The organism is Pseudomonas sp. SWRI111, assembly GCF_014268555.1.
Taxonomy (GTDB): Bacteria; Pseudomonadota; Gammaproteobacteria; order Pseudomonadales; family Pseudomonadaceae; genus Aquipseudomonas; species Aquipseudomonas hamedanensis.
Window position 1 is genome coordinate 55,931 of sequence record NZ_JABWQQ010000020.1, and the last position, 13,885, is coordinate 69,815.

Consider the following 13,885-nt stretch of genomic DNA (forward strand, 5'->3'; position numbering starts at 1 on the left):
TTATGAACACTTCCATGACCAGCCTGAAGGCATTCGCCCTCGGCGCTCTGTTGATCAGCACCGTTTCAGCCGCCGGCCAAGCGTTGGCAGAGGATTGCCAGATCAGCCTTAGCCAAACGCAGATCGACTACGGGCAAGTCATACCGCCTAATTCTAATGTCGCCCTGAATGCCGGCAACATGCACGACCTGGGCAATCGGCTCATCAGCCTCAACGCTAGTTGCGCGCAACCTGCGAAATTGCTGCTGATGCTGCGCGGCGAGCAACTCGGGGCGGACTTCAAGTTTGCCGGGCACGGGCAAACCCGCGTGGCTTTGAGCAACGCCTTGCTTGACGGGCGCCGCGTCGACCTGGCCCAGATCCAGTCTCCCGGTGCCGCACCCGGCGCCTCCAGCTCAGCGATCAACGTGGTGCCGGGGGACATGATCATTCCGGTCAGCGGTGGCGTGCCGGCGACCGGTTCGGTGCTATCGCTGCAGGTGGAGATCCAGCCTGTAGTACCGGTCAGCGAACTGCGTACCCGCGATGCCAAGACGCTGGAAGCCAATCTTTCATTTCAGGTCAGAAGCTACTGAACCGAGTACAGCCCGCATCTTTCCCTGGCCAGTGAAGGCGAGGGACTGACTCGGTGGTTACAAGCGTAAGGGACAGTCCTGGCGGCTGATCCTTGTTCAAGAAAGGCAAGCATCTGAATGCGCTTTGCAATCTGCCGATTGCGATGTGGGTTCGTGCGTGTTGAAGAAAATAAGGGATGTATTTATGCCTGCTAAAGCGAAGTATGGTCTGGTCAGTATGGTGGGGGGCGTGGCGCTTGAAGTCATGACCATGGGGAGCGCCCATGCTGTTAGCGTGCCGGATCTGGTACTGGATGGCGTGACCGTTGATGTCACCGGGAACAACTTCCCTGGTGTGCGGGACGCGGGGAGCGCATTTGCGATCAGCATCCGCGACAGCGTCATTACTGCCAATGGCCAGTTCAGCCATGGCGTGCTGCTATCGGGTGGCGACAGCTCGGTGCAAGCCAGTGATTCAACGGTGTCGACCCTTGGCGAGGCGAGCCATGGTTTCAACTTCGCCGGTGCGAGCCAGAGTGGGGAACTCAGCCGTGTTGCGGTCAGCACGGCGGGCGACAACGCTTTTGCCTTGAACCTGGGGCAGGGCGCTCAGGTGCGGGCGACCGATGTAAGCCTGACGACCGTGGGGCGCTTTTCCTCGGCGGCCGATCTGTCGGGCGGCAGCGCGCTCAGCGCTCGGGGTGGTCGTTTCAACACCTCTGGCGACAACGCCCATGGTCTCTTCCTGCTCGGCACCGATACCCTTCAGCGCGCATTGGCCAGCCTGACCGACAGCGAGATCCGGACTGCCGGCGACAATGCCATTGCGCTCAACGTTAACCGCAACGCTACGGCGACCCTGGCAGACAGCAGGATCACTACCCTCGGCGCCAATGCTTATGGTGTCTGGGTGCCGAATGCCGATAGTCAGTTGCTGGCAAATAACCTCAGCATCGATACTCAGGGCGATAACGCCATCGGGGTCTTCACCCAGTTGGGCGGCAAGGCCAGCCTCGACGGTGGTAACGTGCACACCCAAGGCAGTCGGGCCTATGCCCTGTATGCCGGTAACGTTTCGTCTATCGAAGCACGCAACCTGTCGCTGCAGGTCGGGGCCGACAGTGTCGGAGCCTTTGCCTCCGACCGTTCGCAGATCTCTCTGGCGCAAATCGACCTGCGTAGCGACCAGACCACCATCGGCCTGGCGTCTTATTCCGGCTCGACCATCGAAGCCGTTGATTCGTCCGTCTCCCTGAGCGGTACCGGGGCACGGGCGGTCCAGGCCAATAACGGCGCCACCGTGCGCCTGGACAATCTTGGCATTCAGGCCGTCGGCACCGACAGTATCGGTCTCCAGTCGTTGGCCAGCGCCGGTGTGAGCAACACTTTCGAGGTGAAGAACAGCCAGCTCGAGGTTGCCAATGGCCGTGCCATCAGCGTCCAGGGCGGCAGCGCGCGGATCGATCTGGTCGGCTCGCGGCTGAGCGCGGACACCCTGTTGGCGGTGGATCAACGCACCCTCGCCGATGGCCGCGTGATCGACAGTGAAGACGTGCTGGTCAAGGCCCGCGAGTCGAACCTGAGCGGCGCGATCCAGGCCAACGCGCGCAACTCGCAACTGTTGCTCAAAGCAAGCTCGAACCTGTCCGGCACGGCCCGGGGCCTGAATGTGCTGACACTCGATCAAAGCAACTGGGACATGACCGGCCATTCGCAGATCGGGCAATTGAACCTCGATCAAGGGCAGGTGCGTTTCAGCGCACCTTCGCACAGTGTCCTGGCGATTGACGGCGACCTCACCGGCAACGGTACCTTCATGATGAACACTGACCTGGCCAGCGAGCAGGGCGATCTGATCACGGTCGGCGGCTCGATCGAGGGCGCCCATACCCTGGTGGTTAAGGACTCCGGCCAGGAGCCGGCGGCGGCCAACGGCAAGTTGATGCTGGTGGACGGTAACGGTGGCGCGGGGCGCTTCAGCCTGTATGGCGGTCATGTGGATGCCGGCGCCTTCCGCTACACGCTGGAGCAGCGGGCGGATGACTGGTACCTGGTGAACGCCGCAGGCATCGCGCCAGTCAATCCGGTTGCTCCGGCCCCGGCGCAACTGTCGGCGGGCGCCAACGCCGCCATCGCCTCGCAGACGGCCGCCGCCACCTTGTGGAGTGCGCAAATGAATACCCTGGTCAAGCGCCTGGGTGAATTGCGCCTGGGCAAGGATGAGGGCGGTGTCTGGACCCGGGCCATCGGCAGTCGCTACAACATCGCCGAGCATTCCAGCCGGGCATTCAGCCAGAACAACACCGGGATCGAGATCGGTGCGGACAAGGCGATTGGCCTGGCCGGTGGCAAGGTTTATGTCGGCGGCATGCTCGGTACCGCGAAGTCCGAGCTGAATTTTGGCGAGGGCGCCTCCGGGGAGATCGAGAGCCGGATGTTGGGCGGCTACGCCACTTACCTCAATGACAACGGTGTGTACGTCGACAGCGTCATCAAGTACAGCCGTTTCGACAATGACCTCAAGCTGCCGACCAACGTGGGCAAAATGGTCAAGGGCTCCTATAGCGCCAATGGCTACGGTGTCGATGTGGAGGTGGGCAAGCACATCAAACTCAAGGACGACTGGTTCGTCGAGCCGCAGGTCGAACTGATGGCGACTCGTACGACGGGCGCGAACTACACCGCCAGCAATGGGCTGCGGGTCAACGCCGGGGCCATGAATTCATTGCAAAGCCGCGTAGGTTCGTTGTTCGGCCGCAGCCTGGAACTGGCCAATGGCATGCAGGCTCAGCCTTATGCCAAGGCGTCCTACATTGCCGAGCATGGCGGTGACAGCCATGTCCGGGTCAACGGCCACAAGCTCAAGTCAGAATTGCCGGGCAACCGCGTCGAGCTTGGTTTTGGCGCAATCCTGCAAGTCAGCGAGCGAAGCAAGGTGTCCCTCGATGCCGAGTTCGCCAAAGGCAACGATATCGAGCAACCGTGGGGTGTGACGCTCGGTTATCGCTATCTCTGGTAGCCCCTCTGTTTCCCTGCTTTGCCCGGCTTTTGCCGGGCTTTTTTTTGTCCGTTTGAGCCAGACCTTTTCTCCTGCTGCAACCCTTGGGAAATTTCATACAAGAACTGAGGCCGTTGCCTCGGTTGTTTGCCCGGTCGCTGACGCAAGATGAGGTACAGCACTTCTCAAGAGTGAGTCCAAATGCCTGTTTCGTCTTTGCGTGTCATCGTCCTTGAAGACCATTCATTCCAGCGCGCCATTGCCGTCAGCATGTTGCAGCAACTGGGCTGTACGGACGTGTTCCAGGCCGCGGATGGCGCAGAGGCGCTGGCGGTGCTGAACGAGGTCGGCCCGGTAGACATCGCCCTGTGTGACCTGCGCATGGACGGCATGGATGGCCTGGAGTTCTTGCAAGCGGTCGGTCATTCGGGACTGGTGGGTTCGGTGATCATCAGCAGCTCGCTGTCGGCGGACCTGCGACGCACCGTGCGGCAGATCATTTCCCTGTTGGACCTGGAGCTGTTGGGCGACATCGGCAAGCCGCTGCACTACGAAACCCTGGAGCGCTTGCTAAAAAAGCACTGCAGTGTGCCGCGTACTGGTGCACCGCCAGAGCCATTGGAGACAGTTCCCGATGAGGCCCAGGTAAGGCAGGCCCTGGCGGCCCACGAGCTGTGCGCGTTCTTTCAGCCGAAATTCATCCTGGAAACCGGAGAGACCACCGGCGTCGAAGTGCTGGCGCGCTGGCGGCATGGATCCGGCAAGGTGTTGTCTCCCGCTTGTTTCCTGCCGGTCCTGGAGCGTCATGGCTTGCTCGATGACTTGCTGTGCCAGCAACTGCACCAAGGGCTCGCACTGCAACAGCAACTGCGGACGCAGGGATATGAACTCAATTTCGCGTTCAATCTGCACGCTGCACAGTTGTCCAGCGGCACCCTCGCTTCCCAGGTCCGCGGGCTGCTTGGCGAGTACGGCGCGCGTGGCGCGAGCCTGACCTTCGAATTGACCGAGGCTGGCATGCTGCAAGCACCGGAAACCAGCCTGGAGTGCCTGTTCCGCCTGCGGATGATGGGTTGCCGGCTGTCGATCGACGATTTCGGCACGGGCTTCTCCTCACTCCAGCGCTTGTTCCAACTGCCCTTCAACGAAATCAAGCTGGATGCCGGGTTCGTCCAGGCGCTGGCGCAGGAGCCGCGCTGCCGTGCGGTGGTCAGCAGTACGCTGGCGCTGGGCGAAACCCTGGGGATGACGGTGGTGGTGGAGGGCATCGAGACCGATGAGCAACGCCAACACTTGCTGAACCTGGGCTGCACCCAGGGGCAGGGATACTGGTGTGCCAAGCCCATGAGCAGCGGCGACTTGCTGCGCTGGCTCGAAGGCCAACAACAGCGGAGCCAGCGCGCATGACCAACAAAGCCAGTACTGTCGCGCCCGTCCGAACATCCGCCATGCAGTGTTCTACAACAGCCCGGTGCCGTTGTTCGAGGTGATGTGGGGCAGCTTGCAGCAACCGGCCTGGTTCTGCCTGGCCGACACGCCGGGCGCTGACTCGTTGAGCACGCTCATGAGCAGCATCGATCCGCCGTCCCAGTGGGCCAGCCTGAAAGCACAGCCAGGGTTGCGCATGATCGCACGAGGCTGGCCTGTCCAGTAGGAGACTTTTCTGATGAATCAGTAGTAATCGCCGCGCATTCCTTTTAGGCAATGCGTTTGTGAATTTCCATTACCTCTCACTTGGGTGAAGAGGGCTTCAAGCACTACATCTGGAGAATTTTATGAGTACTAAACATACACGTCGGCGAGCCATTTTCTGGTTTTCCGTGCTCACCGGAACGGTATTGATCAGTGCCTGTGCCAGCGCACCGGCGCCGGATGAACAGGTCTCCCTGGCCAGGAATGCCCTGAGCCGCGCGGTATCGGCGGGGGCGACGCAGTACGCGCCGGTGCAGATGAAGACCGCACAGGACAAGACGATGCTGATGGATCAAGCGCTCGGCGAGAAGAACTATGGGCAGGCCAAGGGGCTGGCGGAGCAGATCGCGGCGGACTCGGCGCTGGCCGAGCGCATGGCGCGCACCGCGAAGTTGCAGAAAGAGCTGAAAGATGCCCAGACCGGTATCCAGGTCCTCAAGCAGGAAATGCTGCAGGCCCCTGACTCCGGTTTGAAGCCAGCCACCACGCCTTCCAACTGAGGATTTTTCCATGCGTATTTTTGTTCCTGCCGTTTGCGTATTCGCCCTGGTATTGACTGGCTGTGCTGCGACCCCTGAAAACCCGCAACTGGTCGAGGCCCGCAAGCTCTTCTCGGATCTCCAGAGCAAGCCTGAATCGAGCACCCTGGCTGCCCTGGAAACCCAAGATGCCTTTACCACCCTGGGCAAGGCAGACCAGAAATCGATCCAGGACCGTCGCGCTCCTGAGATTGACCAGCTCGCTTACCTGGCCAAACAGAAGATCGCCCTGGCCGAGCAGACCATTCTCGGGCGCAAGGCCGAGGCCAGCCTGGGCACCATCGACGTGCAGCGCACCCAGGTCCAATTGGATGTGCGTACTCAGCAGCTCAAGGCTCTGCAAGCAATGAACGCCAAGCAGACGCCGCGAGGCGAGGTGGTCACCTTTGGCGATGTGCTGTTCGATACCGGCAAGGCCGGTCTCAAGCCAGGCAACCAGCGCAACGTCCAGCAATTGGCTGACTTCCTGATCAACAACCCCGAGCGCAAGGTGCGCATCGAGGGCTTCACCGACAGCGTGGGCAGCGATGCTTTCAACCAGAAGCTGTCCGAGCGTCGCGCTGAAAGCGTGGCTTTCGCCCTGGAACGCCTGGGTATCGACATGAGCCGCATCATGACCCAAGGCTACGGCAAGGAATACCCGGTCGCCGATAACGCGACGGCACAATCACGCCAATTGAACCGTCGGGTCGAAGTGATCATTTCCAACGGTGCGGCGGCTGTCGATAGCCGTAGCTGACAGTACGGCAGACAGAGGACGACCCATCATATGCGAAACCGGGACGTTGTTCGGCCTGATGAGTCAGCAGCAACGCGCCCCGTTGATTGGCACATCGTCGGTGCGATGGCAGGCATCTTCGTCGAGGTCGTCCAGCGCCAGTCGCAGCTTTTTTCAAAGCCGATCCGGCCTATGGACATGGGACTGAACAGGCTTTGGGTATGCCACATCATTAAACCCATTGCCTTCCATTCATATCGCAAGAGAAAGAACAGCATGCACATGTTGAAGACCACCGCGGCGTTGCTGCTTGCAACCTCCGCCGTCCACTCATCACTGGCGACTGCCGCTCCAGTCGAGCAAGAGGGCTACTACGGGGCAGCCCGGGTGATCAGCGCCGATCGAAAAGCCCGCAATATGGACTCCAGTGCCCGTCCCGGCATTGGCTCATTCGTGTCCGGTGACGACAATCAGAAGGACATCACGGGATCTCTCGGGGTCGGTTACCGATTCGGCAATGGTTGGCGCTTGGAGGGGGAGTGGACGCTCCCGCAAAAAGATACCTTTACCAGCGGATCGACCGCCTTTCCCACCAGCCTCAACGAACACCATATCGAATCCACGCGGGTGATGCTCAACGCCTATCGGGATGTGCGCGTTGCCGAGAAAATCTCTGTTTATGGTTCGGCGGGGCTGGGGCTCGCCCGTCTCGAGTCGAAGGGGTGGCAGGGCAACGAGTCGCGCCAATACGGCTCCGCGACCCAGACCAACCTGGCCTGGTCGGTTGGCGCGGGTGTCATCTACGACGTAACGGATCGCCTGGCCCTGGATCTTGGCTATCGCTACATTGACATGGGCGATACAGAAAGTGGCTGGAACAACTTCCCGAATGCGCGAGGCCTGCAGGACGAGAAAATGAAAGCCAACCTGGTATCCCGCGAACTCTCGTTGGGCGCGCACTGGGCCTTCTAACAGGCGAAAGCAAATGAACTTCACCTACTTTTAGCTTCATGGAAACGTCGGCTCTTGATGGACGACGTTTCTGGACTCTCCTGGAGTAGAAAACCGCTGTCGTGCTGATGTTCTGGGTACTCGTCGTGCTGGTCGTCCTTTTGTTCACACTCTCCATCGCCACCCAACCGGTAGTGGTGCACTGACCCAACTCATTCTTCCCTGAGTGGTATGAAGGGGCGATGAGGTTGCTGGACGGCGGTCAGTCAGTGTCTGGTCTCATTATTTCGGATCGTTGATCTTCCCTTCTTGCACTGGATCCTGCGTCGAGCCATTTCTCAAAGTTTCACCGGGGAGTGCTGCTAGCCCTCAGCCATTAGCACATCCGACCTAATTGCCCCTGTCCCGGCTCGCCCTTAAAGTCCTTCCGCCTGGCAGCTTATTGCCAAAATCTCTCCAGCATGAAAATCAAAAAGGGTCGATCTGTAATGAACTCATCAAGGACTATCCCGGTTCTCGTTTTATTCGCAACATTGGCGCTCGCGGTCTCTGGATGCCAGACCGTCAAGCCGGGAGAGAGTGATCTCAAGAATCGAGCGCAGGCCACGATTGGCAAGCCCGTGATAAAAGTTTCAAACATCCGCAATGACTTCAATACAACTTTCTACACGGCTCAAACCGAAGGTGGCGAATACTCGTGCGAACTGCCGAGCGGCCCGATGGTTGCTTTGGGTTCCATGGGAATGGGACTGGGCGCTCAGTGCAACAAGCAATGACCAACTAGCCCCTTCGAAGCTGAAACAGAAAGGCCAATGTCGGTGACATTGGCCTTTTTCATTTATTGAATACCCAGGGTTCCGCCCATGCGCGTGGCAGGCGCCGCAAGAAAGCTTGGCTCAGCATGACAGGCGAAACGATCCAGATGACCGCCAGCGCAATGTAGAGAGCGACATTGTCGACGTGGCTGCGCGATCAGGAGGCAAACTACTGGCCCCCGCCGTTTCGCTTCCTCGGCAAAATCGCCTTTTTTCAGAAGGTTAGGTTGGCTATATGCGGACGATTGTCATCACCGTTGCGACGCTTTCCCTGGCTATTCTTGCCTCGGGAGTGCAGGCAAGAGAATTGAGCAAGAGTCATCGATTTGCCTGCACATGGGGTTCGGATATCGCCGCCGGTGCGCAGCGATCGAAGCTGTCCGGAGTCTCGCTGTACGGTGCGCGCAAGCAGTTGCAGGTGCGCAAGTTTCAGCAACCCTGGATGCGCATGACGGCGATGGGCATCACTGAACAGACGTACAACAGCAGCTCGAAACTCAAACCGGCAGCGGTGAAGCAGACCTATTACGAGCAATGCGTACGCCATGAGTTGGCCCAGCGTTAACGCGGGTTGGCACATTCAGTCTCTTCCTGAACCAGAAGCGGGGTGCGAGTACGCCGATGCCCGGTCACGACTCGTTTGAGCTTTTCAGCCTCGCAGGCCCTGCGATGCGAGCTGCCGGCTGGCTCTGCATCAGGGCGTCAAGCGCCTTGCGGTAATTCTGCCCGCCGAGCGCCATGCTGTTGTTGTGCGTGGCGCCCGGCACCAACAACAGGCGTTTGGGGTGTTGCGCGGCGTTGAACAATTGTTCGCTGAAGCGCGAAGGCACAAACGCATCGGCCATGCCATGCACCACCAGCAATGGCATATGAATGTCGGCGATCTTGTCGATGGAATCGAATTTCTGCGACAGCAGCCAGCGCACGGGAAGTGAGGTGTTGGCGACGGCGGCGGCGACATCGGCCAGGGAAGTGAAGGTCGACTCGATGACCAATCCGCGCACCGGCAAAGGCGTATGGCTGCGGACGGCGTTCTGCCCCAACTCTGCCGCCAGATCGATCGCCACCGCGCCGCCCAGGGAATGGCCGTAAATCAGGCGTTTGTTCGGGTCCGGCTGCAGCAGTTTGAAGCGTTCCCAGGCCACGCGAGCATCTTCGTAGACGCTGCTTTCCGACGGCAGATCGCCTTTGCTCTGGCCGAAGCCGCGATAGTCGATGGCCAGTACCGAATAGCCTGCCGCACGCAGTTGTTCGATACGGAACAATTGCCCGGTGAGGTTCCAGCGTACGCCGTGCAGATAGAGGATCGCCGGGGCGTTCGCCCGTTCTGCCGGCCACCACCAGGCATGAATGTTCTGGCCGGCCTTGAAACTCTTGGGTTGCAGATCGAGTTCCTGAACGCTGCCGGGCAAGCCGCGGTACCAGCCGGCGGTGCCTGGCTCAATGCGAAACAGCAGCTTGCGTTCGGTATGTTCCAGCACGGCACAACTCGTCGGCACGCCAATCACCAGCGCGGCCATGAAGGCGAACGTCAGGCGGCGACGTCTCAAATGAGTCATGAAGGACAGGAACATTAAACGTTTCACCACGGCGCAGACAAAGAACGCTTTTTACCAGATGCCTTGGTCTGCGCGTGATTATTTTCGACCACCGTACACGCGCAACGATTACAAGATGCTGCAATCAATCATGCCACTTGCAGCACGATCTTGCCGATATGGTCGCCGGCCTCCATGCGCGCATGGGCTTGAGCCGCGTCAACGAGAGGGTAAACCTTATCGATGATCGGCAGGCAGCGCCCGGCGGCCAGCACCGGCCAGACCTGCTCGCGCAGTTGATCGGCGATCGCGGCTTTTTCCGCTGCGGTGCGGGCGCGCAGCAGCGAACCGGTGACCACGGCGCGTTTGCCAAGGATCGCCAGCAAATCAATGTCCTTGGCCCGAGCGCCGCCGAGGAACCCGAGCATCACCAGGCGTCCGTCCATCGCCAGCGCGCTGACGTTGCCGTTGAGGTAGGAGCCACCCATGATGTCGAGAATCACATGCACACCTTGATCCGCCGTTTTTGCAGCGATCACGGCGGCAAAATCTTCTTCGCGATAATTGATCGGCTGCCCTCCGAGCTGGCTGATCGCTGCACATTTGTCAGGGCTGCCGGCAGTGGCGAAGGCCTCAATGCCGAACTCGCGGCAGAGCATCAGTGCGGTCGTGCCGATGCCGCTGGTGCCGCCATGAATCAGCGCGCGCTGGCCACGGCTGGCACCGCCGAGGCCGAACAGATTGGCCCAGACGGTAAAGAAGGTTTCCGGAATGGCCGCCGCCTGTACCCAGTCCATCCCATCGGGGATCGCTAAGGTCTGGCCCGCCGGCACCGCGCAATATTCGGCATAGCCACCGCCATTGGTCAGTGCGCAAACCCGGTCACCGACGGCAAAACCACTGACATCGGCACCCAGCGCAACCACCTCGCCAGCCACCTCCAGGCCAGGAATCGGGTCCATGCCAGGCTTCATCGGGTAGAGGCCGGCGCGCTGCAAGGCATCCGGACGGTTGATGCCGGCGGCGTGTACGCGAATCAGTAGCTGCCCTTGAGCAGCGTCAGGCAGCGCTACGCGCCTGGCTTGCAGAACTTCGGGACCGCCGGGTTGGGTAATTTCGATACGGGTCATTTCATTGGGCAGGGACATGTCGATTCCTCTGATAAAGGTCGTGTAGATGGGAGCGCAAGCAACACGCAATGATTCCGTTCAGTTCGCACCGCAGCGCGTTTCGATGGAAGAGGGCAGCCAGCGCAGGGCTTGCTCCAGCAGCAGGGCGACGACGATGGCGCCGCCGGCGATCACGAACAGCAACGCGTGATGGCCGCCGGTGGCATTGAACAGCGCCGAATAGGCGAACCCGGCGAGCGCCTGGAATGTCGCGAACGATACCGTGGCGCGACTCCAGGCAATCTGCTGGCGGTGGTGGGTCGGCACCAGCTCGTGCACTCGGGCCAGCGCCAGGGGCACGATTCCCGGCGGGAACGAACCGAGGATCACGGCGAGCAACGCCAGCGCCAGAAAGGAATCGGCGATCGACAACAGACCGAGGGTAATTGCCTGCACCACCAGCACCACGCGGATACCGATGCGTGCGCCAAGCTGGTCGGCGAGAAAACCGTAACTCACCGGCCCGACGATGGCGCCCAGACCGTACATCACCCAGACCATGGCGCCGACATGAGCACCCGCACCCAACCCACGGGCGACATAATCGACGAGGAACACCATGGCGGGCACCAGACCGGCGGCCATGAACGCGTATTGGGCAAACAGCAGATAAACCCCTGGCGGTGTCGGCTCAGTGGTCGAGTCGGCGTTCGCAGCCATCGGGTGCGCGCTGTCGGCAGGCCATCCGAACCAGCTCAATGCGGTCAGTAGCAGCGCCAAAGCACCCAGGCCCAGCCAGGTCGCCTGCAAACCCAGGCTCAGCAGCGGCGGCACGATGGTTCCCGAACCGGCAATACCCAGGCCGATGCCGAGAAATATCGCACCACTGGCCAGACCTTTGCGTGACGCCGGCACATGGGGCAGCACGGTCGCGGCAACCAGCACCATGATTGCGCCGCCGGCAACGCCCGAGAGCAAGCGCCAGCCGAAAAACCAGCTCACCGACAACGGCCAGGCACAGGCGAAAAACGCTGCCGTAACGGCCAGCATCATCAGGCGCAGGGCATTGCGGTTCCCCCAGCGCTGGGCCAGCGGCCGGCCGAGCAGGGCGCCAATCAAATAGCCGACCAGATTCGCCGCACCGAGATACACGACGTCGCCGGCAGAAAACCACTGCGCTTGAATCAGCGCAGGAATCAAGGGCGTATAGGCGAAGCGCGCCAGACCGATACTGACGAGGCTGGCACAAAGTCCGGCAAAGATCGGCAACCAGATGCCGGAGGTTGATGATGTACGCATGCTAGCGATCTCGTGGAAGGTTTATGGCGTCCAGCATATCGGCTATCGTTGCTGCGATTGCGCAGCGATTAAGCGGCGTACAGATGCAAAATTGCATCATCTGGAGGCGCTATGAATTGGGATGACGCGCGGGTGTTTCTCGCGGTTTGTCGAGAGTCGACGTTGCGCGGAGCGGCGCGGGTTCTGGGCGTGGATCAGGCGACAGTGGGCCGGCGTATCACCGCGCTGGAGAAGTCCCTGAGCGCGACGTTGTTTCTGCGCACGTCGGACGGCTACGCATTGACCGCCCTGGGTGAGGCGGCGCTCAAAAGCGTGCAGAAAATGGAGCATTCGGCGCTTGAACTGGAACGCCAGATCCACGGCCTGGACGACCGCCTGACCGGTAACGTGCGGGTGAGTAGCACCGACTCGCTGGCGATTGACTTCCTGATCCCGGCGATCGCCCGTCTGCACGAGCTGCACCCGGATGTGCAGGTGCAGTTGGATGCCTCCACGCAGATTCTCAGCCTGGCCAAGCGCGAAGCGGACATTGCCGTGCGCAACACGCGACCGGATAACCCGGATCTTATCGCCCGACGGATTGCGCGCTGGCCTGTAGGACTTTTCGCTGCGCAGGCCTATGTCGACCGCCACGGCGAACCGCAACCGGGCACGGCGTTCGAGGGCCATGATCTGGTGGTCTATCAACCGTATCTGCAGAGCAAAAAAGACTTCACGCTGGTGTCCGAACCCTTTAACCGTGGGCGTATCGTCGCCAGTCTCAGTTCCAGTCTGCTGGTTCGCCGCTCGATTGCAGCCGGTTTGGGGATCGGTGAAATTCCGCTGTACATGGGCGAGCGCGACGGTCTGGTCAGGCTCTGGCCGGAGCGTACCCGACCGTTGCCGTATGAAGTGTGGCTGGTCACCCATGCGGATCTGCGCCATACGGCACGGGTTCGCGCGGTGATCGAACAGATCGTCGAGGCGTTTGCGCTGGAAAACCAATAGTCGATTCAGCGTTTTTTCGGGGCTACAACGTCTGACGAAACGGCCTACGTATGAGGCAGAATGTGCCGGCTTGTCGGCCGTGACGTTGGATTCTATTGTGACTGCAGTTCGGTGAGGGCCTCGAACCCGCACTGAAATGATGAGCCAGGAAGGTCTCGGTAGCCGCGAAAGGTGTCGAATTGGAAATCAGGGAAGTCAATCAATATGCAGTCAGGGGCATGTCGGGCACAGGTCGGGATAAGCAAACCATGGGCGCTATAAGTCGTGAAGAATTCGATGCGAAGATAGAAACCATCGAGACGAGGATGGATGGTCGTGTGGCAGAAATGCGCGCCGATATTCGCGGATTCCTGGCTGCTCAGGCGGAGCGGGATAAAACCCAGGAGGAACGAGACAAGCGCTACGACTTGATATGGATGGATGTTCAGAAAAGTACCGATGAATCGCGCGCAGCGATCCGGCAGGCATCGACCGTAAAGGCGAACTATTGGGCAGCCACCACCGTTCACTTTCTCGGCGTGGCCTCCTTGCTGGTTGGCGCGCATTTCGCTAACCAGGCGGCCGTTTTGACGACCATACAGACAACGCTGGCAGCGATTCAGATTGGCAAAGAGGTCGCGACACCCAAACCAGTCGAGCGGCCGTCGGCGGTGCAACCGCAATAAAAAACGGCCTTCAAAGGAAA

General features: G+C 60.4%; 13 protein-coding genes. 10 read left to right on the forward strand and 3 right to left on the reverse strand.

Translation table 11 applies throughout. The annotated features are described in order from the left end of the window. Positions 1 to 2 precede the first annotated feature (2 nt). The 8 genes from HU755_RS21305 to HU755_RS21340 all read left to right on the forward strand — a co-directional run bounded on the left by HU755_RS21305 (position 3) and on the right by HU755_RS21340 (position 8,832). Positions 3 to 575 carry a hypothetical protein gene (locus tag HU755_RS21305; RefSeq protein WP_186636187.1) on the forward strand — a complete coding sequence of 191 codons (573 nt, stop codon included), beginning with the start codon at positions 3 to 5 and terminating at the stop codon, positions 573 to 575. Between the two features lie 184 nt (positions 576 to 759). Beyond that, complete coding sequence (locus HU755_RS21310; RefSeq protein WP_186636190.1) at positions 760 to 3,573, forward strand: autotransporter outer membrane beta-barrel domain-containing protein; 2,814 nt, start codon at positions 760 to 762, stop codon at positions 3,571 to 3,573. Positions 3,574 to 3,753: 180 nt separating this feature from the next. Next, on the forward strand, positions 3,754 to 4,959 hold the full coding sequence (locus HU755_RS21315) for an EAL domain-containing protein (protein WP_186636193.1): 1,206 nt from the start codon (positions 3,754 to 3,756) through the stop codon (positions 4,957 to 4,959). A 368-nt stretch (positions 4,960 to 5,327) separates the two neighbouring features. Continuing rightward, the gene (locus HU755_RS21320; protein ID WP_186636196.1) at positions 5,328 to 5,744 is read left to right on the forward strand and encodes a DUF4398 domain-containing protein; all 417 of its coding nucleotides are present in this window, start codon (positions 5,328 to 5,330) and stop codon (positions 5,742 to 5,744) included. 10 nt (positions 5,745 to 5,754) lie between these two features. Continuing rightward, a complete protein-coding gene (locus HU755_RS21325; RefSeq protein ID WP_186636198.1) occupies positions 5,755 to 6,522 on the forward strand; it encodes an OmpA family protein in 768 nt (255 codons plus the stop codon). A gap of 105 nt (positions 6,523 to 6,627) precedes the next feature. Then, positions 6,628 to 7,473, forward strand: a complete 846-nt coding sequence (locus HU755_RS21330) for an outer membrane protein (protein WP_238350023.1) — start codon at positions 6,628 to 6,630, stop codon at positions 7,471 to 7,473. Positions 7,474 to 7,940: 467 nt separating this feature from the next. Next, positions 7,941 to 8,228, forward strand: coding sequence for a hypothetical protein (locus HU755_RS21335; protein ID WP_186636286.1), 288 nt, complete (start codon positions 7,941 to 7,943; stop codon positions 8,226 to 8,228). A 274-nt stretch (positions 8,229 to 8,502) separates the two neighbouring features. Further along, positions 8,503 to 8,832 carry a hypothetical protein gene (locus HU755_RS21340; RefSeq protein WP_186552268.1) on the forward strand — a complete coding sequence of 110 codons (330 nt, stop codon included), beginning with the start codon at positions 8,503 to 8,505 and terminating at the stop codon, positions 8,830 to 8,832. Positions 8,833 to 8,896: 64 nt separating this feature from the next. Here HU755_RS21340 and HU755_RS21345 read toward each other — a convergent pair whose 3' ends face one another. The 3 genes from HU755_RS21345 to HU755_RS21355 all read right to left on the reverse strand — a co-directional run bounded on the left by HU755_RS21345 (position 8,897) and on the right by HU755_RS21355 (position 12,213). Continuing rightward, the gene (locus tag HU755_RS21345) at positions 8,897 to 9,841 is read right to left on the reverse strand and encodes an alpha/beta hydrolase (protein WP_186636200.1); all 945 of its coding nucleotides are present in this window, start codon (positions 9,839 to 9,841) and stop codon (positions 8,897 to 8,899) included. Between the two features lie 113 nt (positions 9,842 to 9,954). Further along, positions 9,955 to 10,953 (reverse strand): NAD(P)H-quinone oxidoreductase, encoded by a 999-nt coding sequence (locus HU755_RS21350; RefSeq protein ID WP_186636203.1) that lies wholly within the window; start codon positions 10,951 to 10,953, stop codon positions 9,955 to 9,957. 60 nt (positions 10,954 to 11,013) lie between these two features. Beyond that, positions 11,014 to 12,213: a YbfB/YjiJ family MFS transporter gene (locus HU755_RS21355; protein WP_186636205.1), complete on the reverse strand. Its 1,200-nt coding sequence runs from the start codon at positions 12,211 to 12,213 to the stop codon at positions 11,014 to 11,016. Positions 12,214 to 12,324: 111 nt separating this feature from the next. On the opposite strand from HU755_RS21355, the gene HU755_RS21360 reads away from it, so the two are divergent. Beyond that, on the forward strand, positions 12,325 to 13,200 hold the full coding sequence (locus tag HU755_RS21360; RefSeq protein ID WP_186636207.1) for a LysR family transcriptional regulator: 876 nt from the start codon (positions 12,325 to 12,327) through the stop codon (positions 13,198 to 13,200). Positions 13,201 to 13,379: 179 nt separating this feature from the next. Beyond that, positions 13,380 to 13,865, forward strand: coding sequence for a hypothetical protein (locus HU755_RS21365; protein WP_225922815.1), 486 nt, complete (start codon positions 13,380 to 13,382; stop codon positions 13,863 to 13,865). Positions 13,866 to 13,885 lie beyond the last annotated feature (20 nt).